This window comes from Neorhizobium sp. CSC1952, assembly GCF_030378245.1.
Taxonomy (GTDB): Bacteria; Pseudomonadota; Alphaproteobacteria; order Rhizobiales; family Rhizobiaceae; genus Neorhizobium; species Neorhizobium oryzae_A.
The window spans coordinates 4236672-4256377 of record NZ_CP128416.1 but is presented as its reverse complement, the minus strand read 5'-3'; the positions used below and the strand labels follow the sequence as shown (position 1 = coordinate 4256377).

Below are 19706 nucleotides of genomic sequence, written 5' to 3'. Positions count from 1 at the left end.
GAGGCCGATTACATCCGGACCGACATCCCACCGTCGACGGTCAGCACATGGCCGTTGACGAATGAGGCGGCGTCGCTCGCGAGGAAAAGCGCAGCACCTGCAATCTCCTCCGGCCGGCCCCATCGCTCAAGGGGCACACGCCGGCGCGCGAAAGCGATCATGTCCGGGTTTTCGGAAAGGGCGGCGTTGGTCTCGGTCGCGAACATGCCCGGCGCGATTGCATTGCTCGTCACACCGAATGCGCCGTATTCGACGGCGAGACTGCGCACCAGGCCGGTCATGCCCTGCTTGGCGACCGGATAGACCGCGTCGCCGGGCATCGCCATGTCGCCGATGATCGAGGTGACCGCGATCAGCCGGCCATGACCCCGCTCCTTCATGATTTCCGCGGCATCGCGCGACAGCGAGATCGCCGAAAGGAGATCCGTCCGGATGAGGTCCAGGATTTCGCGGTCGTCGAACGCGGCGAGCGGACGTCTGTCGCGGGCGCCGACATTATTGACCAGGATATCGAGCCGGCCATGCGTTTTGCGGATATCCGCGACGACGGCCCGCCCCGCATCGATATCCACCACGTCGAAGGCCGCCGCCTGCGCCTTGCCTCCGGCTTTCGCGATCGCGGCAACGGCCTTATCGAGCGTTTCGGCAGTTCGTCCTGTCAGAACCACGTGGGCGCCCGCTTCGGCGAGAGCCCGCGCCATCTCGAACCCGAGCCCTCTCCCGCCGCCCGTGACCAGAGCGACCCGTCCGTCCAGGGAAAATCTGTTGAAAATGCTCATATCAAACCCGCCCGATGAAATGCCGCGATCCGAGCACGTCACCGGCGGGAATGCAAGCCATGCCGCGCCCTTATCAGGCGCGGAGAAATCGCCGCAAAAAACATGGATGGAAGAGCCGCCTCAGCGGCCGGCCGGTTATACCAGACGGCTCTGCTCCAGCGCCGCTTCGATGAAGCTCGCAAAGAGCGGATGCGGGTCGAGCGGCCGGCTCTTCAGTTCGGGATGGTATTGGACGCCGATGAACCAGGGATGGTCCGGATATTCGATCGTTTCCGGCAGCAGGCCGTCCGGCGACATGCCGGAGAACACGAGGCCGCAGCTTTCCAGCCGGTCCTTGTAGTCGATGTTGACCTCGTAGCGGTGGCGGTGACGTTCGGAAATGTCGGTCGAGCCGTAGATGTCGGCGATCTTGGTGTCCTTCTTCAGCGCCGCCTTGTAGGCGCCGAGGCGCATCGTGCCGCCGAGATCGCCGGAAGCGCTGCGCTTCTCCAGCTCGTTGCCCTTCACCCATTCGGTCATGAGGCCGACCACCGGCTCCTTGGACGGGCCGAATTCGGTCGACGAGGCCTTCCCGATGCCGGCGAGATTGCGCGCCGCCTCGATCACCGCCATCTGCATGCCGAAGCAGATGCCGAAATACGGCACCTTCTTTTCACGCGCATAGCGCGCCGCGTTGATCTTGCCCTGCGAGCCGCGCTCGCCGAAACCGCCCGGCACGAGAATGCCGTTGACCTTTTCCAGATAGGGCGCCGGATCTTCCTTCTCGAAGATTTCCGACTCGATCCATTCGAGCTTGACCTTGACGTGATTGGCGATGCCGCCGTGATGCAGCGCCTCGATCAGCGACTTGTAGGCGTCCTTGAGGCCCGTGTACTTGCCGACGATCGCGATCGTCACTTCGCCTTCCGGCGTGCGGATGCGGTTGCAGACCTCTTCCCAGGGCTCGAGGCGCGGCTTCGGCGCCGGTTCGATGCCGAATGCGGCCAGCACCTCGTTGTCGAGGCCTTCCTTGTGATAGGCCATCGGCACGTCGTAGATGTTGGCGACGTCGAGCGCCTGGATGACGGCGGACGGACGCACGTTGCAGAAGAGCGAAAGCTTGCGGCGCTCCGCTTCCGGGATTTCCCGGTCGGCGCGCACCAGCAGGATGTCCGGCGCGATGCCGAGCGCCTGCAGTTCCTTGACCGAATGCTGCGTCGGCTTGGTCTTGAGCTCGCCGGCCGCCGGAATGTAGGGCATCAGGGTCAGGTGCAGATAGACCGCGGTGCCGCGCGGCAGGTCGTTGCCGAGCTGGCGGATCGCTTCGAGGAAAGGCATCGCCTCGATGTCGCCGACGGTGCCGCCGATCTCGCAGATGACGAAATCGTAGTCCTCGTTGCCTTCGGTGACGAAATCCTTGATCTCGTTGGTGACATGCGGGATCACCTGGACGGTCGCGCCGAGATAGTCGCCGCGGCGTTCCTTGTCGATGATGTTCTTGTAGATGCGGCCGGTGGTGATGTTGTCGGTCTTGGTCGCCGAACGCCCGGTAAAGCGTTCGTAATGGCCGAGATCGAGGTCCGTCTCCGCCCCGTCGTCGGTCACGAACACCTCGCCGTGCTGCGTCGGGCTCATCGTGCCCGGATCGACGTTCAGATAGGGGTCGAGTTTTCTGAGCCGCACCCGGTAGCCCCGGGCTTGCAGCAGTGCTCCAAGTGCCGCGGCCGCAATTCCTTTTCCGAGGGAGGAAACCACGCCGCCAGTGATGAATACATATCGCGCCATGGGAGTCACCGGATACCTTTTCATTCGTGATTCCGCCAGCACAAATTATCCGCTTCTAAAAAAACGGCTGTGGAATCTTCTCAAAATAAAACCGGCAGGCTTTTGGCCTGCCGGAGCGTGAAGCTTTGACCCGGGCCTTACTGGCCGGTCGGGACACCCGAAGGCGCGGCCGGAGCGGCAGGCTCAGAAGGTGCCGCCGGCGTCGCACCCGCTGCCGGAGCATTGCCGGTCGCAGGCGCTGCGGGAGCCGGAGCTGCCGCGCCGGCACCGGACGGAACGCCGTTGTCGGAAGGTGCGGGGGTCTGTGCCGGCGCCGGACCGAGCTGGTCGAGAATGCCGCCGCCCTGACCCTGCTGTCCCTGCGGGATGCGGTTCAGGATGTCGCTCGGGCGGCTTTCGTAGCGAGCCAGGATGCCGAGGGCCAGCGAGGTTATGAAGAAGAGCGTCGCGAGGATCGCTGTGGTGCGGGTCAGCGCATTGGCGGTGCCGCGCGCCGACATGAAGCCGGAGCCGCCGCCGATGCCGAGCCCGCCGCCTTCGGAACGCTGGATCAGCACCACGCCGACAAGCGCGAGCACGATCATGAGGTGAATGACGATCAGAACGGTCTGCATATCAAAATCCATGCCTCCGCGACGGGAAGCAACAATGAGGTTGGCGGCTCTTTACATGAGAGCCGCGCGCATTCCAAGCCCTTCTGAAAGCTTTAGGCAATCAGCTCTTCATAGACCCGGTAGATGGCGAGGAAATCGGCGGCTTTCAAGCTCGCGCCGCCGATGAGAGCGCCGTCCACGTTCTCGACACCCATCAGCTCCCGTGCATTTCCCGGTTTGACCGAGCCCCCATAGAGGATTCGCATGCGCTTGCCCTCTTCGCCGAAACGCATGACGAGCTCGGCTCGCATGAAGGCGTGAGCGATCTTGACGTCCTCGACGGTCGGCGTGACGCCCGTGCCGATCGCCCAGACGGGCTCGTAGGCGATCACGGTATTGGTCGCCGTCGCCGCTTCCGGCACCGAATTGAAGATCTGGCGCTTCAGGACGTCGAGTGTCTGGTAGGCGTCGCGTTCGTCCGCGGTTTCGCCGACGCAGATGATTGCCGTCAGGTCCGCTCCGTAGGCGGCTTCGGCCTTGGCGCGGACAAGGTGATCGGTCTCGGCATGGTCGGCGCGGCGCTCCGAATGCCCGACGATGACATGGGTGCCGAAGCAATCGGCGATCATCTCTGCCGAAATGTCGCCCGTGTGGGCGCCGGAAACGCTCTGGTGGCAGTCCTGGCCGCCGATCATCAGCGGACTGTCGGTCGCAAGCGCGGTCGCGACATAGATGAGCGTAGCGGGCGGGCATATCAGCGCATCGACCTTTTCGGACAATGCGCCCCGGACGCCTTCGGCCATGGCCTTGATTTCGGTCAGGGACTCGCGGGTGCCGTTCATCTTCCAGTTTCCGGCAACGAGCGGGCGAACGTCGGGCGTCATCGGCAGATATGTCCTCTCTCTATTCGGTTTTTACCGTCGAAAAACCGGACCTCCACATATACGGGAACCTGTTTAGACGCATCCAGCCTAAATTGGTACGCAAAAGACGGGTCTTGGTTCAAGACTTTGGTTAACGGCTGCCTCGTCAGCCGGCGGAAAGCAGGAAATTCAGCACCTTCCGCCAGTCGACCATGCGGATCGGCGTGCCGTGGCTGCCGGTCTCGAAGAGCGTGAAGCGGGTGGGATAGCCGCTACCCTTCAGCTTGCGATAGACAGCCTCCTGCTCTCCTGCCTTGTAGACGCTGTCGGCGCTGCCGTGGGCGAAGTAGATCGGCACCTTGCGCCTTGCCAGGGCGCTTCCGGGCAGGCCGGGATCCGGCGGGCCACCGAGCAGGACCATGCCTTTGAGATCGCGCACCGCCTGACCGTCACGGCTGATCCCTTCGCAGATCAGGCCGCCCATCGAGGCGCAGGCGAGGATGACCGGCCCTCCTCCGGACTGTTCACGGGCATAATGGATGAGCGCCGCGATGTCGGCCACGCCTTTTTCACCAAAGGACGTGACGCTCGGCGAATAGTAGTTGCCGCCACCGGCGACGGCGAGGTTCTTCAGCCGGTTGAAATTGCCCCCGAACGTGTAGTCGTTGACACCGAGCCGCCGGTCACCCCCGCGGCCATGGATGAAGATCACGGTGAAGGCGGCGCCCTTCGCCTGCCCCACCCTGGTGACATCGAGCCTCCGGTCGGAAAGATCGAGCGTCTCGTTCTCCTGGTGGCGCCGCACGCCGGGCGAGACATAGGCGTCCTTGACGCGCCGCTCCGGTTCCCGGTCGCGGCCGTTGATGTCGCGCATCTCCTGATAATCGATCACCTCATAGGCGCCGCCGTCGGCAGATTTCAGCACCGTTTGACGGGAAAACAGGTCGTCCTTGAACGGCTTGATCGGACCTTCCTGAGCGGCTGCAGGCAGCCCGGCGAATGTAATAAGACCTGCAAGAACCGCACCGGAGACGAAATGAATTGTGGACATGATTTCTTTCATCGGTCTTCCACGGCCGTTGAATCTTGCTATTGCGATACCGGCAAAGCATTGCTGAAAAACGGCCGTTTCCTTGCGGCATCGCGAAAAAGCCCGCTTTCTGGCAGAATCGCGAGTGATTCGAAACAGCATGGGATGGATATGGCTTCCTCCTCCGCACCCCGACAGGTAGTATCGACTGAGCCGATGGATGACAATAACGACCTTTTCGCAGACCTGCCTCTGACGTCGAAGCCGGTCGCCGTCGAACCCGCGCCCGCCGCCCGGGCCGAGCCTCCGGCGCAGCGCCCTGCCCCGTCGCAATCGTCCGGTGACGACTATGGCGCCTCCTCGATCCGCGTTCTGGAAGGCCTCGAACCGGTGCGCATGCGCCCGGGCATGTATATCGGCGGCACGGACGAAAAGGCCCTGCATCACCTCTTCGCGGAAGTCATCGACAACTCGATGGACGAGGCGGTCGCGGGCCACGCGGACTTCATCGAGGTGCATCTCGATGCCGAAGGCTTCCTGACCGTCACGGACAACGGCCGCGGCATTCCGGTCGAGAACCACCCGCAGGTGCCGGGCAAGTCGACCCTCGAAGTCATCATGACCAAGCTGCATGCGGGCGGCAAGTTCGACGGCAAGGCGTACGAGACGTCGGGCGGCCTGCACGGCGTCGGCGTTTCGGTCGTCAACGCGCTGTCGGACCTTCTGGAAGTCGAGGTCGCCCGCAACCGCAAGCTATACCGGCAGCGTTTCTCCCGTGGCGTTCCGCAGGGCGGGCTGGAACAGCTCGGCGACGTGCAGAACCGGCGCGGCACCAAGGTCCGCTTCCATCCCGACCCGCAGATCTTCGGCGAGCACGCGAAATTCGATGCCGGGCGCATCTTCCGCATGGCGCGCTCCAAGGCCTATCTCTTCGGCGGCGTCGAGATCCGCTGGAGCTGCGATGCGGGCGTCGTGCCCGCCGGCGGCGAAATCCCCGAAAAGGCCGTCTTCCATTTCCCGGGCGGCCTGAAGGATTATCTTTCCGCCACGCTCGGCAAGGAATTCACCGTCACCCGCGAAATCTTCGCCGGCCGCACGGAAAAGACCGGCGGCCACGGTGCGCTCGAATGGGCGATCACCTGGTATGGCGGCGATCCGCAGGTCCATTCCTATTGCAATACCATTCCCACACCCGAAGGCGGAACGCATGAGGCGGGGCTGCGCATCGCCCTCACCAAGGGCCTCAAGAACTATGCCGAACTGACGCAGAACAAGCGCGCCAGGGAAATCACCACCGACGACGTGATGATATCGGCGGTCGGCATGCTATCGGTCTTCATCCGCGAACCGGAATTCGTCGGCCAGACCAAGGACAAGCTCGCCACCGTCGAAGCCCAGCGCATCGTCGAGAACGCGCTTCGCGATCCCTTCGACCACTATCTCGCCGGCAATCCGGCGGAAGCCGCGAAGCTTCTCGACTGGGTCATCGAGCGCGCCGAAGAGCGCCTGCGCCGCCGCAAGGAAAAGGAAGTCAACCGCAAGACGGCGGTGCGCAAGCTGCGCCTGCCGGGCAAGCTTGCCGATTGCTCGCAGAATACGGCCGAAGGCGCCGAACTCTTCATCGTCGAGGGTGACTCGGCAGGCGGCTCGGCCAAGCAGGGCCGCAACCGCGCCAACCAGGCGATCCTGCCGCTGCGCGGCAAAATCCTCAATGTCGGCAGCGCCAGCCGCGAAAAACTCTCCGCCAACCAGCAGATCGCCGACCTGATCCAGGCGCTCGGCTGCGGCACGCGGACGAAATACCGCGAGGAAGACCTCCGCTACGAGCGCGTCATCATCATGACCGACGCGGATGTCGACGGCGCGCATATCGCGTCCCTGCTCATCACCTTCTTCTATCAGGAAATGCCGGAGCTGATCCGCGGCAACCACCTCTACCTGGCGGTGCCGCCCCTCTACAAGATCACGCAGGGATCGAAGACCATCTACGCCCGCGACGATGCGCACCGCATCGAGCTGATGGAGACCGAATTCAAGGGTCGAGGCAAGGTGGAGATCAGCCGCTTCAAAGGTCTCGGCGAAATGCTTCCGGCGCAGCTCAAGGAAACCACCATGGATCCGGCGAAGCGCACGCTCCTGCGCGTCGAGATCGACGACGTGGATTTCGAAGGCACCCGCGAGGCGGTCGACAACCTGATGGGCACCAAGGCGGATGCCCGCTTCCGCTTCATCCAGGAGCGCGCGGCCTTCGCCGAAAACCTGGATATCTGAACCGGTCGTTCGGGTTAGCGCCAGCCCTTTCCATCCCCCTTGGGTCCCCAAAGGGCCTCATCAGGAACGTTTGCATCTACTTCCGGTTTTAACCGGAGGAAGATTTCATATTTCTATCGCATCTGCCGTCTAGGTCGTAAGCTTCCCTTTAAAGGCTGGCGCTTACTCTTGTGCCAGGAAGCCTCATAAGCCATATGATGGCGGAAACGGAAAAGGATCAGTGGTGAGCGGAAATAACGATCGCAAAGGACCGAAGGAGCCGCGCTGGCTTGGACCGGTGGCGCCGAGCAGGGTTGCGCTCATTCCGCCCATTTCCGCAGCGCGCTGGCTCCTCGTACTCGTCGCCATCGCAGGCATCTATTTCTTCCACGGCTTCGTCGTACCCGTGCTCGCCGCGCTCGTCATCGGTTTTGCGAGCTGGCCCCTCTACCGCGAATTGCTGCGCCGCATCGGCGGCAACACGACGCTTGGCGCCACGCTCGCCATCATCTTCATCCTGACGTTCCTCATCGTGCCGATCGGCATTGCGATCTCCTACACGATCGGCGAGGTGCGCCAGTGGATCGTCTGGGCGGCCGAGGTGAACCGTTTCGGCGCGCCGCCGCCGGCCTGGATCACCGGCCTTCCATGGATTGGCGAATGGCTCGGCATCCAGTGGGTTCAGCATGTCGGCGCCCCCGGCGCGATCGGCGAACTCATCCAGATCGTCAGCGGCGCCAATATCGGCAACATCTATCGCGCCATCGTTGCGGCCGGCGACGGTGCCTTCCATCTCGTCCTGACGCTGCTGTTCATGCTGATCGCGCTGTTCTTCGTCTATCGCGACGGCGGAGCCTTCAGCGAGCAGATAGACCTTCTCGGCGAGCGCATCCTGCCGGCCCGCTGGGGGCGCATCTCGCGCGTCGTCCCCGCCACGATCAGTTCCACGGTGACGGGCCAGACGCTGATCGCCATCGGCGAAGGCATCGTGCTCGGCATCGCCTATTACATCGCCGGCGTCCCCTCGCCCGTAACCCTCGGCGTGATCACCGGCGTCATGGCCCTCATTCCGGGCGGTGCGCCGCTCTCCTTCACGTTGATCTCGTTCTATCTCGTGGCGAACGGTTCTTACTTCGCGGGTGCCGGCCTGTTCTTGTGGGGTTCGGTGGAGCTCTTCATCGTCGATAAGACGCTGAGGCCGCGCCTGGTCGGCGGGCCGATCAAGCTGCCTTTCCTGCCGACCTTCTTCGGCCTGGTCGGCGGCGTCAGCACCATGGGCTTCCTCGGCCTCTTCATCGGTCCGGTGCTGATGGCCCTCCTCGTCTCGATCTGGCGCGAGTGGATCCGTGAGGTGAAGATGGCCGAAAGCACCGAAGTGGAATCGGCCGATCTCGCCAAAGGCCCGGCCGTCCAGGATCTTCCTCCCGAGGTTCCGGTGGTCAGGAAAGCTTCTTCTCCATGAAGATGCTGAGCGGATCGGGCCGGTAGTTTCCGAACGGCCCGATCTCCGTAAATCCGTAGGCGCGATAGAGGCCGATCGCTTCCGGTTGGCGGATGCCGGTCTCCAGCCGGATCGCTGAAAGGCCGAGTTCGCGGCTCCGTTTCAGGATCGCGTCCATCAGCCGTCTACCAAGCTTCAAGCCCCGCGCCGGCTCGTCGACGAACATGCGCTTGATTTCCGCCGTGCCGTCGTCCGCTTTGACCAGCGCACAACAGCCGAGCACCGCAGCGCTGCTCCGCGCAACGAAGAAAGAGACGCCCGGCTCCTCCAGGCTCGAAACATCCACCATATGGTTGCTTTCAGCCGGATAGAGCGAAGCCGCGTAGGTGTCCGAGAGTTTGAGAAGCCTCAGCACCTCAGGCTGGCGAGGCGGCTCGAGCGCGATCGTCACGGTCATCGGCATTCTCCTTGCTCTGGCATGTTGGCTACCCGATTACAGGACGAAGAACGCGTTTGAAACCGCCTTGATCGGGCCAAGATTGCACATTCTAAGTCGATCACCATCATCCAGGGGACGACATGAACGCCGCACTCATCGTCATGACCATTCTCGGCTGCGACGACGCCGGAACCGATTGCCACTATATAGCGACCGCCGAGAACCGCTGGCCGACCATCGAAATGTGCGATGCGGTTTCCGAAGATCAGCTTGCCGGCTATGTGAGCCAGCCCTACCCGATGATCATCGCCGTCTGCCAGAAGCCGGAAACGACGGAGGTCGCAAACGCACCGGTGCCGCAGGCAAAGCCCGGCGCGCCTGCGTCTGGGCCTGCTCCGCAAGCGGCCCCAGTCACGCTTGAGGTCACGCCGCAGGAAAAGGAAACCTTGGCGGAGCGTGCGATCCACCGCGTCAAGGCCGTTCTGCCGACGACGGAAGGCGTGAAGACGCTGATGGTCAAGCCGGTGCGTCTCGTAGAGGATAGCTACTCCTGGGTCGCCAGGAAACTCCAGCGCTGAGCCGGCTCACGCCGCCAGGAAGAGGTCGCTCGCGTAAGACCGCGCGCTGAACCGCACTTCCATCCGGTGCAGTTTCTCGACCATGTCGAGAAGCTCGGAAACCGGCGAGAGCGGCATGCCCGGCCGGTGATATCTTTCAAGCAGCCGGGCCGATATGCCGCCGGGTACGCCGCTTGCCGCAGCCTTTCTCCAGAGGAGAACCGCTTCGACGAAGACGACGGCGATATCGCGGCCAAGGCCCGTGGCTTCGAAGAGCGCCCGCACCGCATGCATGCGGCCGGTGGCAAGGATCGCCCGCACGCGGCGGTCGTCGAGACCGGAGAGCGATACCATCGCACCGGCGAAGAAATCCACCTTGCCGGTGCAGAGCGTGTGGATCAGGAAAGCGGGGGTGAGACGCCCCGCCGTCCGCAGGTGCTCGACCAGCCCGGCAATCTCCTCCTGTGGCACCGTGCCGGCGATCGCGACGGTGGCCGCCTCGCCGGCTTCGCGGGTCACCCGGTCGATCCGCGCCGGCGCCATGATGGTGCGTACCAGACCGGAATTCGCCAGCGCCGCCGTGATATGGCTGACGAGCATATGGCGAGCATCCGCAGGCAGGTTCTCCTGCTCCAGCAGCAGGTTGCGGATGTCGCTGCGATCCCCGAACCGCTCGGCGATCCGCCGCAGCGAAACGCGGGTGATCGAAGCGGTTTCGTTTTCGAGCAGGATGGCCACCTCCGCCTCGTCGCCGATCTCGGCGATCGCGGCAGCGACGCCGCGCGAAAGAAGGGGCCGCGCGGCGATCAGTCCGCGGGTCAGGTTGTCGCCCCGCCCGGCGAGATCCACGAGGTCGCTTTCGGTCAGCACAGGCGAACGGGTGATCACGGTGCAGGCGATTTCCGGCTGATCCTCGGCAAGCGAGACGATGACCGCGCGCGGCGCATCGGGCGAATCGGCAAGCGCTTCGGCCAGAGCCAGCCGCACGCGCGGCGAAGGATCGTCGAGCAGATAGGTCATAGCGAGCGCAGCGGCCCGGTGCTGCTCTCCCGCCATCGGCGAGTGGAGATAGGCTCGCCCCAGCGCATTGGCAGCCTTGGCCCTGTCGGCCACCCTTGCGGTTTCCGCCCAACGAAGAAATGCTTGTACGATCACACCCAGCCCCGATAACACATGCCAGTAAACACCTGACCGGTTGAGGCCTACACTAGGGCGGAAAAGTTTAAGATTGGTTCACCACGTTTGTTAATCATGCCGAAGTCTTTGAAATCACGTTCCTGGCTGATCGTCGAACCGTCGGCCGCCCCGGCAGCGGTCCAGTCGGCCGGCGCGGACAGGATCCTGCTCGATCTCACGGGCTCGTCCGTGTCGTGGCAGGCGGTTTCGGAATTTTCCAAAGCGTGGTCGGATATGGAGCCGGACCAGCCGCTCTCGTTCCTTTTGCCTCCCTTCCTCTCTGGACGAACAGAGACCGCTGCCGGGAATGCAGTTCGGGCGGGCGCGGTCTCGGTCTTTCTTTCCGGAGCGCACAGCGGTGCCGAGGTTCAGAGGTTGGATGTGATCCTCCGGGTCGAGGAGATACGGGGTGGCCACGCCCCCGGCGGCACGGCGATTGTCGCTCTGGCCAATGCCGCCGGCATGCTTGCGGCTGCCAGCTTCGAGCGCTGCAGCAGGCGCCTTCGGGGCATCGGGTGGGAAGCCCAGGGCGGTCCGCTGTCGGATACCGCCCGCCTCGCCCGCGCCACGATCGGGCTCGCCGCCTCCGCCGCCGACGTCGTGGCCCTGGATGCCGTTTCACCGACTGGCGACGATGCCGCCTTCCGGTCCGAATGCCTTGCCGCGCGCGAAAACGGCTTTGCCGGCAAGCTCAGCCGGCAAAGCCGCCAAATTCCGATCATTAATCATGTTTTTGCAGATCAGGCTTCTGCGCCCGTCGGCCGCACCATTTCGAAGACGTCGGAACCTCCGTCGGCATAGTCCCGATAGCCCATGCGCGCGATCGGCCGGGCAAGGCTCATGTCGATCCGGCCGTTGCGAAGGATTTCCTCGCTGATATGGATGCCGATCACCTGCCCGAATACTATGAAGGCCTCGGCCTCCTCGCCGTCCAGACCCTTCGGCTGGATTATTTCGGTGACCCGGCACTCGAGCGCCGTATAGGCTTCCGCGACGTAGGGCGCGTCGATCAGCTCGGCCATCTTCGCCGTCAGCTCCGCCAGGTCGAATTCGCTGACCCCATAGGCGACCGCCGCCGAGGAGGCGTTCACCTTTTCGGCGAGGTGACGGCTTGCAAGGCTGGCTGTGAAGACGCCGGTCTCCTCCGCGTTCTTCAGGCTGTGCTTGCGTCCGCTGGAGGAGAACATCACCAGCTTCGGCCGGTCGGAGACGGCGTTGAAGAAGGAATAGGGCGAGAGATTCAGCGATCCGTCCCTGCCCTTCGTGCCGATCCAGCCGATCGGCCGCGGCGCGACGATCGCCTTGAAGGGGTCGTGCCTCAGCCCGTGCTGGTTGGTGTCGGTCGTGTAGAACATCACGCTTCGCCCGCGTAGGTGACGATCTCGGAAAGCACCGGCCGCGGACGGTCGGGCGTCGGGAAATCGCTCGAACCGATATGAATGAAGCCTGCGACCTTCTCGCCGGGCTTGATGCCGAGCAGAGCGAGTGCCTCGTCGTCATAGGCGACCCATTCGGTACGCCAGTTGGCGACATAGCCGTGGGCGTTCGCCGCCATCAGCATGTTGAAGCAGAGCGCGCCGGCGGAAAGCACCTGCTCCCATTCGGGAATTTTGACGTGCGGCGCAGCGGTGCTGACGACTGCCACCACCAGCGGCGCACGCGAAAACCGCGTCAGCTCCGCTTCCCTGGCGGCTTCCGCCATGTCGGGCGTCTTCTTCAGCGCCAGCGCCAGGAATTGTTCGCCGAGCCGCTTCCGCACCGCGCCGCGATAGACCACCAGACGCCAGGGCGCCAGCTTGCCGTGGTCCGGAACGCGCGTCGCGAAGGTCAGAATCGCCTCCAGCTCCTCCTGCGACGGCCCCGGCTCCTTGATCTGGGCAACCGGTGTGGAATGCCTGTCGCGCAGAAAATCGGTGAGTTTAACATCATTTTGCATGGTCAAAACTTTCTTTTGGGGCTTGTGCGGTGGCGAGGTCTTGAAATTGCCTTGGCATTGGTCTTCAAGTGCAGTCTCGAAAAAGAAGAGTCAACCGGTACAGAACAGATGTCAGGCACTTCCTTTGGGCTACGCTGGACCTTGGCAGGAGCGCTGATTCTTGGCTCTGCCTTCAGCGCGTTTGCCCAGGAAGACGCCTTCAAGAGCTTCCGCCAGCTCGACAGCACCGGCAAGATGCCGAAGCTCAATGCCTTTTCCGCCGTACCGGCCGGTCCCGCCGGCACGGCTGCCAAGGACGTGCTGTTCGACGCCAGGCTGACCGCCGACGGCGAGGTGATGCAGGAAGGCCTCGCCTGGCGCGTCTTCAGCCCGATTGCCGGCGATGACGGCAAGCTGCCCCTGGTTGCCAGTTCCGAGGGGGGCTCGGCGGCCTTCCAGCTCATGCCCGGCGACTATTTCGTCAATTGCGCCTTCGGCCGCGCCGGCGTCACCAAGAAGCTTACCGTCCCCGCGGACGGCAGCGTTCCGAAGCAGACGCTGGTGCTCGACGCAGGCGGCTTCGTGCTGAATGCCGTGGCCGGCGCCGACCAGCGCATTCCGCCCAACGAACTGAGCTTTTCCATCTATTCGTCGGAAGTCAGGGAAAACGGCGACCGGGCGCTGGTGATGTCCGACGTCAAGCCGAACACCGTCGTCCGGCTCAATGCGGGCACCTATCACGTCGTTTCGGAATATGGCGACGTCAACGCGGTCGTCCGGGCCGACATCCAGGTGGAGGCCGGCAAGCTCACCCAGGCGGTCCTGCAGCACCGGGCGGCGCAGATCGCGCTCAAGCTCGTCTCCCAGCCGGGCGGCGAAGCCATCGCCGATACCGCCTGGTCGGTCCTGACCGCGGCCGGCGACATCGTCAACGAAAGCGTCAGCGCCTTCTCCACCATGGTTCTGGCGGAGGGCGAATATCTCGCCGTCGCCCGTAACAAGAACAAGATCTACCAGCGCGAATTTACGGTCAAGGCAGGCCGCAATATCGAGGTCGAGGTGCTGATGCGCGAGACGCCGCAAATGGCCGGTTCCGCGAAAGCGCTGAGCGACAGGAATTAGCCGATTCCGATATCCGGCATCCTGCCTGATTGACCCGATCGCCGGGGAGACAGCGCCCGTGTGACGACAGGCGCTGTCGAGGATTGTCAGGCGGCAGCCTTCTTGGCTTCGAGCCGGCGCAGGATGTCCGGCGGCGTCGCTTCATGGGCAAGCGAAGCGACGGCTTCCTCGAGCTTCATCGAAGTCTGCGCCTGCGAGCCGAGACGGCGGATGTTGACCGAACGCTCCTCGGCTTCCTTTTTGCCGCAGACGATGATGACCGGCACCTTGGTGACCGAGTGCTCGCGGATCTTGTAGTTGATCTTTTCGTTGCGGAAGTCGGTCTCGACGATCATGCCCGCCTCGCGAAGAGCCTCCGCCACCTCGCGGCCGTAGTCGTCCGCATCCGAGGTGATCGTCGCCACCACGACCTGCAGCGGCGCGAACCACAGCGGCATATGGCCGGCGAAGTTCTCGATCAGGATGCCGAGGAAACGCTCCATCGAGCCGCAGATGGCCCGGTGGATCATCACCGGCTGGCGCTTCTCCGAATTCTGGTCGATGTAGAACGCGCCGAACCGTTCCGGCAGGTTGAAATCCACCTGCGTCGTGCCGCACTGCCATTCGCGGCCGATCGCATCCTTCAGCGTATATTCGAACTTCGGCCCGTAGAACGCGCCCTCGCCCGGCAGGATGCCGGTCTTGATGTTGTTCGACTGCGACTGGATCGTCTTCAGCACATCCGTCATCACGCTTTCGGCACGGTCCCAGAGCTCGTCCGTTCCGACGCGCTTGTCCGGCCTGGTCGAAAGCTTGATGGTGATCTCCTCGAAGCCGAAATCCTTGTAGACCGACAGGATGAGCTCGTTGATACGAAGGCACTCGGCAGCCATCTGCTCATCGGTGCAGAAGATATGGGCGTCGTCCTGCGTGAAGCCGCGCACGCGCATCAGGCCATGCAGGGCGCCGGACGGCTCGTAGCGATGCACAAGGCCGAATTCCGCAAGTCTTATCGGTAGTTCTCGGTAAGACTTGAGGCCGTGCTTGAAGATCTGCACGTGCCCCGGGCAGTTCATCGGCTTGAGCGCGAAGACGCGCTGGTCCGCTTCCTCGTCGTCCGGATGGACGAAGGCATGGGCGGATTTCACCGCGAACATGTTCTCGTTGTACCAGCCCCAGTGGCCGGACGTCTCCCACAGCGATTTGTCGAGCACCTGCGGCGCGTTGACCTCTTCGTAGGTTCCCGCGAGCCGCCGGCGCATATAGGCCGTCAGCGTCTGGAACATGCGCCAGCCCTTGCCGTGCCAGAAGACGACGCCCGGCCCCTCTTCCTGGAAATGATAGAGGTCCATTTCCCGGCCGAGCTTGCGGTGGTCGCGCTTTTCCGCCTCCGCCAGCACGCGCAGATACTGGTCGAGTTCTTCCTGGCTCGCCCAGGCCGTGCCGTAGATGCGGGTCAGCATGGCGTTGTTCGAATCGCCGCGCCAATAGGCGCCGGCCACCTTCATCAGCTTGAAGGCCGTGCCGATCTGGCCGGTCGACGCCATGTGCGGCCCGCGGCAGAGGTCGAACCAGTCGCCCTGGTGGTAGATCTTGACGTCCTGGCCTTCCGGGATCGCGTCCACGAGCTCGACCTTGTAGCCCTCGCCCATGTCGGCGAAGACGTTGCGGGCTTTCTCGCGCGGCCAGACTTCTTTGGTGAACGGCTTGTTGCGGGCGACGATCTCCTTCATCCTCGCCTCGATCCTCGGCAGATCCTCGGGCGTGAAGGGCCAGTCTTCCCGGGTGTCGGGATGGACGCGCTTGAAATCGTAATAGAATCCGTTCTCGATCACAGGCCCGATGGTGACCTGCGTTCCCGGCCAGAGCTCCTGCACGGCTTCCGCCATCACGTGGGCGGCGTCGTGGCGGATCAATTCCAGCGCGCGCGGATCGGTGCGGGTGACGATTTCGATCGACCCCGTGGCTACCGGATCGGCGAGATCCTGCACGGTGCCGTTGATGGATACCGCGACCGCCTTCTTGGCGAGCGACTTGGAAATGCTCTCGGCAACGTCACGGCCGGTCGTTCCGGCGTCGAATGCGCGGACGGAACCATCGGGAAATGTAAGGGAAACGGATTGGGACATGTCTTTCTCCTGTCCAGTCCCGCCAACGAATGCGGGTGGTGACAAAATGGCCGGTCAAAGGGTCGGAATTGACCGGCTGCGAAACGGGCTGCGTGATAGTGCGTTTCGGACGATTAGTAAAGCTGCGGGCTACGGGTGATGCCGCCAGTAGCGCCAGGGTGTCCACCAGTGCTGATGGGCAGCCAACATCTCCGGCACGGGATCGAGGCCGCCGGTGCCGCCCGGCCCACAACGCGCGACGCGGAAGAACGTCATCCACCCGCCGGGCCAGAGCCCGTGCCGCGCGACCGCCTCGTAGCCGTATTCGGAACAGGTCGGGATATGCCGGCAGGCATTGCCGATGAAACCCGAGAGCGTCAGTTGATAGAACCTGATCAGCCCCATGCCGAGGAGCCGTCCGGGTGTCTTGCGGAACGGTCCCGGCCAGTTGCGCGAACGATTGGCGCCTGGTTGACTTTGAGAATGCCCGCAGTCCGGAGCGTCGCACATTACGCTTGCTCCGCTGTTGATGATGACAGTCGATCCCTTACGACGTGCCGATCCGGCCCCCCTCTGCCCTGCCGGGCATCTCCCCCACAAGGGGGGAGATCGGATAGCCGCATCGCTTTTGCCTTATCGCCGGCGGCGCGCCCTGCTGAGGATGAAACGTAAGAGGCGAAAAGAAGCCGGCTCCCCATGTGATCTCCCCCCTTGTGGGGGAGATGCCCGGCAGGGCAGAGGGGGGTATGCATAGGCTGATTGCTCATCCGACTTTCGCCAGCTGCTTCGCCTCGATCTGGTCGATTGCGTCGACCACCGCCTCGAAGGTCAGCATGGTGGAGGGATGGCGGGCCTTGTAATCCTTGACCGGCTTCAGGTAGCGCATGTCTTCGAAGCGGCCGTCCGGCCCCTCGCCGTCTTCCTTCAGCATGGCGAGCATGTCCTCGCGGGCCTTGCGGATTTCGGCGGCCGTGGCGCCGATCACATGCCGCGCCATGATCGAGGACGAAGCCTGCCCGAGCGCGCAGGCGCGCACCTCATGCGCGAAATCGGTCACGGTGTCGCCCTCCATCTTCAGATAGACGCGTACCTTGGAGCCGCAGAGCTTCGAATGTTTTTCCGAACTCGCATCCGCATCCGGCAGATTTCCCGCGTGGGTTATGTTGCCGGCGAATTCGAGGATCTTGCTGTTGTAGATGTCGTCCATGGCGGCTCGCGCTTTAAGCCCCGTCGTCGTTTGAACACAGCGTCACGTCCGGCGGGCTACCATAAAAAGGTTCCTGACATTATATGTGATCTGGAGGCCGGATCATCAAGAAAGGATGTTTTCACGAAATCCTCTCGAAATCGGAATAGGATATCTTGTAAAAACCTCCGCCGAGGATCAGATAACGCCGGATTGCCTAAAAATCAGCCGCGGCTGCCCGTGTGCTGGTCAGTCAGTGAGTAGAGCCAGTCGGATGCGGCCTTGAACCGCATCAGGAGACGATAGATGGATGCCATTGTGAAGAATTTCCCGGCTTCGAAGGAGAAGCAGGCCCGTCCCACGCTGCAGGAGGCCGAGGAAGCCGTCCGCGTCCTGCTCCGCTGGGCAGGCGACGACCCCGCCCGCGAAGGCCTGCTCGATACGCCGAAGCGTGTCGCCGCGGCCTACCGCGAACTGTTTGCCGGTTACGAGCAGTCGCCGGAAGAGGTCCTCGGCCGCACCTTCGAGGAAGTTTCGGGCTATGACGATATCGTGCTTGTGCGCGACATCCCGTTCTTCTCCCATTGCGAACACCACATGCTGCCGATCATCGGCAAGGCGCATGTCGCCTATCTGCCGAAAGGCCGCGTTCTCGGACTTTCCAAGATCGCCCGCGTCGTGGAGATTTTCGGCCGCCGTCTGCAGACCCAGGAAAACCTGACGGCGCAGATCGCCAATGCCATCGAGGAAACCTTGAAGCCGCGCGGCGTCGCCGTGATGATCGAGGCGGAGCACATGTGCATGGAAATGCGCGGCGTCCAGAAGCGGGGTTCGCAGACGATGACGACGACGTTCTCCGGCGAATTCAAGACGAACGCGGCCGAACAGGCGCGCTTCTTCACGCTCGTCCGCAACCGCTGACCGGCGGAGTTTCAAATGCCGCTCACCTTTGAAAAGCCCTCCGCCGACAAGGCGGAGCTGGAGGGCGCGGGTGCCTTCACGCCCCGCTTCGATGCGAACGGACTGGTCACGGCCGTCGTCACGAATATCCGCGACGGCGAGTTGCTGATGGTGGCGCATATGGACGCCGAGGCATTGGCGCTGACCATCGAGACCGGGATTGCCCATTACTACAGTCGTTCGCGCCGCAAGATCTGGAAGAAGGGGGAAACCTCCGGCAATCTCCAGACCGTCCACGAACTGCGCACCGACTGCGACCAGGATGCCGTCTGGCTGAAGGTTTCCGTCGCCGGGCACGATGCCGCCTGCCATACCGGCCGGCGCTCCTGTTTTTATCGGGTCGTAAGAAAACGTGACAGCGATGCTGTCCTTGAAATCACCGACAACGAACGCCATTTCGATCCTGATGCCGTCTATTCGGACGGGGGAACCAAATAAGAACTGCCCCGTTTTTCGACACGCAAGCGTCGGATAAACGATTTCGAAACCTGTCGGTGGCTTAATCCGCAGAACCAGGGGTTGTTCAGCTTTGGAGGTTTTTGTCGATGCTGAACTGGAGTTGGAATCGTCGCGATCCGCAGGCGGCGCCTGCTGAGGCCGGCGGAACGCAGGTTCTGGCCCCCATCCCTCCACAGATCGTCGAAGCCCCCCGCAAAGCAAAACTTGCCCTCGCCCTCGGCGGCGGTGCCGCGCGTGGCTGGGCCCATATCGGCGTGCTCCGCGCGCTGGACGAAGCCGGCATCGAGGTCGGCATGATCGCCGGCACGTCCATCGGCGCCCTTGTCGGCGGCTGCTATCTCGCCGGCAAGCTCGATGCGCTCGAAAATTTCGCCCGTTCGCTCACCATGCGACGCATCGCCGGCCTTCTGGATCTGACGATCGGCGGCGGCGGCCTCCTCGGCGGCATGCGGCTCACCAAGCGCATGCAGGAGCATCTGGAAGGCCTGACGATCGAGGATCTCGACCGCCCCTTCGTCTCCGTTGCGACCGAGCTCCATACGGGCCATGAGGTCTGGATCTCGAGCGGTTCGCTGATTACGGCGCTGCGCGCGTCCTACGCCCTGCCCGGTATTTTCGAACCGGTCAACTGCAACAACCGCACGCTGGTCGACGGTGCGCTCGTCAATCCCGTCCCGACCTCCGTCTGCCGCGCCTACGAGCAGCCGCTCGTCGTCGCGGTCAACCTGAATTACGACATCTTCGGCCGCTCGGCGGTGGTCAAGCACAATGCCAGCGTCCAGCCGGTCGATAACGGCCGCCGGAAAGACGGGATGCATGTCGGGGTCACCGGCACGATGGTGCAGGCCTTCAACATCATCCAGGAGCGCATCTCGCGGGCCCGGCTTGCCGGCGATCCGCCGGACCTGGCGCTGCATCCGCGTCTGAGCGATATCGGCCTTTCGGAATTTCATCGCGCCGGCGAGGCGATCGACCGCGGCTACGACGAAACCATGTCGCAGATCGCCGCGCTGAAACGCGTGCAAGAAGTGTTCGCCCGCTGATTTTTGCGGGCGATTTTGCCTGTTGGAGAGGCTTCCTCGAAC

Annotated in this window: 20 protein-coding genes; 8 read left to right on the top strand and 12 right to left on the bottom strand. The window is 63.4% G+C overall.

The window, feature by feature from the left end:
* Positions 1 to 8 precede the first annotated feature (8 nt).
* The 5 genes from QTA58_RS20580 to QTA58_RS20560 form a co-directional block, all read right to left on the bottom strand.
* Positions 9 to 779, bottom strand: a complete 771-nt coding sequence (locus QTA58_RS20580; RefSeq protein WP_289670564.1) for an SDR family oxidoreductase — start codon at positions 777 to 779, stop codon at positions 9 to 11.
* 135 nt (positions 780 to 914) lie between these two features.
* Positions 915 to 2552: a CTP synthase gene (locus QTA58_RS20575; protein ID WP_289673240.1), complete on the bottom strand. Its 1638-nt coding sequence runs from the start codon at positions 2550 to 2552 to the stop codon at positions 915 to 917.
* A gap of 128 nt (positions 2553 to 2680) precedes the next feature.
* Entirely contained in the window at positions 2681 to 3157 is a 477-nt protein-coding gene (secG, locus tag QTA58_RS20570) for a preprotein translocase subunit SecG (RefSeq protein ID WP_289670563.1), read from the bottom strand.
* Positions 3158 to 3249: 92 nt separating this feature from the next.
* The gene (tpiA, locus tag QTA58_RS20565; protein WP_289670562.1) at positions 3250 to 4020 is read right to left on the bottom strand and encodes a triose-phosphate isomerase; all 771 of its coding nucleotides are present in this window, start codon (positions 4018 to 4020) and stop codon (positions 3250 to 3252) included.
* A 145-nt stretch (positions 4021 to 4165) separates the two neighbouring features.
* Entirely contained in the window at positions 4166 to 5050 is an 885-nt protein-coding gene (locus QTA58_RS20560; protein WP_289670560.1) for an alpha/beta fold hydrolase, read from the bottom strand.
* A 195-nt stretch (positions 5051 to 5245) separates the two neighbouring features.
* Between QTA58_RS20560 and parE the strand changes: the two genes are divergently transcribed.
* Positions 5246 to 7300 carry a DNA topoisomerase IV subunit B gene (gene parE, locus QTA58_RS20555; protein WP_085424454.1) on the top strand — a complete coding sequence of 685 codons (2055 nt, stop codon included), beginning with the start codon at positions 5246 to 5248 and terminating at the stop codon, positions 7298 to 7300.
* Positions 7301 to 7523: 223 nt separating this feature from the next.
* Positions 7524 to 8741 carry an AI-2E family transporter gene (locus tag QTA58_RS20550; protein ID WP_289670557.1) on the top strand — a complete coding sequence of 406 codons (1218 nt, stop codon included), beginning with the start codon at positions 7524 to 7526 and terminating at the stop codon, positions 8739 to 8741.
* Here the strand turns inward: QTA58_RS20550 and QTA58_RS20545 are convergent.
* On the bottom strand, positions 8719 to 9177 hold the full coding sequence (locus tag QTA58_RS20545; protein WP_289670555.1) for a GNAT family N-acetyltransferase: 459 nt from the start codon (positions 9175 to 9177) through the stop codon (positions 8719 to 8721). The genes QTA58_RS20550 and QTA58_RS20545 overlap by 23 nt on opposite strands.
* 122 nt (positions 9178 to 9299) lie before the next feature.
* On the opposite strand from QTA58_RS20545, the gene QTA58_RS20540 reads away from it, so the two are divergent.
* Complete coding sequence (locus QTA58_RS20540; protein ID WP_289670554.1) at positions 9300 to 9737, top strand: hypothetical protein; 438 nt, start codon at positions 9300 to 9302, stop codon at positions 9735 to 9737.
* A 6-nt stretch (positions 9738 to 9743) separates the two neighbouring features.
* Here the strand turns inward: QTA58_RS20540 and QTA58_RS20535 are convergent, their stop codons facing one another.
* Positions 9744 to 10871, bottom strand: coding sequence for a DUF2336 domain-containing protein (locus tag QTA58_RS20535; protein WP_289670553.1), 1128 nt, complete (start codon positions 10869 to 10871; stop codon positions 9744 to 9746).
* Positions 10872 to 11081: 210 nt separating this feature from the next.
* Here QTA58_RS20535 and QTA58_RS20530 point away from each other — a divergent pair, with 210 nt between their 5' ends.
* Entirely contained in the window at positions 11082 to 11693 is a 612-nt protein-coding gene (locus QTA58_RS20530) for a hypothetical protein (RefSeq protein ID WP_289670551.1), read from the top strand.
* Here the strand turns inward: QTA58_RS20530 and QTA58_RS20525 are convergent.
* Positions 11633 to 12247, bottom strand: a complete 615-nt coding sequence (locus tag QTA58_RS20525; protein WP_289670549.1) for a flavin reductase family protein — start codon at positions 12245 to 12247, stop codon at positions 11633 to 11635. The genes QTA58_RS20530 and QTA58_RS20525 overlap by 61 nt on opposite strands.
* Complete coding sequence (locus tag QTA58_RS20520; protein ID WP_289670547.1) at positions 12247 to 12828, bottom strand: nitroreductase; 582 nt, start codon at positions 12826 to 12828, stop codon at positions 12247 to 12249. The genes QTA58_RS20525 and QTA58_RS20520 overlap by 1 nt, the downstream gene beginning before the upstream one ends.
* A gap of 108 nt (positions 12829 to 12936) precedes the next feature.
* Between QTA58_RS20520 and QTA58_RS20515 the strand changes: the two genes are divergently transcribed.
* A complete protein-coding gene (locus QTA58_RS20515; protein WP_085424461.1) occupies positions 12937 to 13929 on the top strand; it encodes a hypothetical protein in 993 nt (330 codons plus the stop codon).
* Positions 13930 to 14015: 86 nt separating this feature from the next.
* Here QTA58_RS20515 and thrS read toward each other — a convergent pair whose 3' ends face one another.
* From thrS to QTA58_RS20500, 3 genes are all read right to left on the bottom strand, one after another.
* Complete coding sequence (gene thrS / locus QTA58_RS20510) at positions 14016 to 16037, bottom strand: threonine--tRNA ligase (protein ID WP_289670546.1); 2022 nt, start codon at positions 16035 to 16037, stop codon at positions 14016 to 14018.
* Positions 16038 to 16166: 129 nt separating this feature from the next.
* Entirely contained in the window at positions 16167 to 16526 is a 360-nt protein-coding gene (gene yidD, locus QTA58_RS20505) for a membrane protein insertion efficiency factor YidD (RefSeq protein WP_289670545.1), read from the bottom strand.
* Positions 16527 to 16779: 253 nt separating this feature from the next.
* Positions 16780 to 17223 carry an iron-sulfur cluster assembly scaffold protein gene (locus QTA58_RS20500; RefSeq protein WP_085424464.1) on the bottom strand — a complete coding sequence of 148 codons (444 nt, stop codon included), beginning with the start codon at positions 17221 to 17223 and terminating at the stop codon, positions 16780 to 16782.
* Between the two features lie 285 nt (positions 17224 to 17508).
* Here QTA58_RS20500 and folE point away from each other — a divergent pair, with 285 nt between their 5' ends.
* From folE to QTA58_RS20485, 3 genes are all read left to right on the top strand, one after another.
* A complete protein-coding gene (gene folE / locus QTA58_RS20495) occupies positions 17509 to 18123 on the top strand; it encodes a GTP cyclohydrolase I FolE (protein ID WP_085424465.1) in 615 nt (204 codons plus the stop codon).
* Positions 18124 to 18138: 15 nt separating this feature from the next.
* Positions 18139 to 18600 (top strand): phosphoribosyl-AMP cyclohydrolase, encoded by a 462-nt coding sequence (gene hisI, locus QTA58_RS20490; protein WP_289670543.1) that lies wholly within the window; start codon positions 18139 to 18141, stop codon positions 18598 to 18600.
* A 107-nt stretch (positions 18601 to 18707) separates the two neighbouring features.
* Complete coding sequence (locus QTA58_RS20485; RefSeq protein ID WP_085424467.1) at positions 18708 to 19664, top strand: patatin-like phospholipase family protein; 957 nt, start codon at positions 18708 to 18710, stop codon at positions 19662 to 19664.
* The last annotated feature ends 42 nt before the right edge of the window (positions 19665 to 19706 follow it).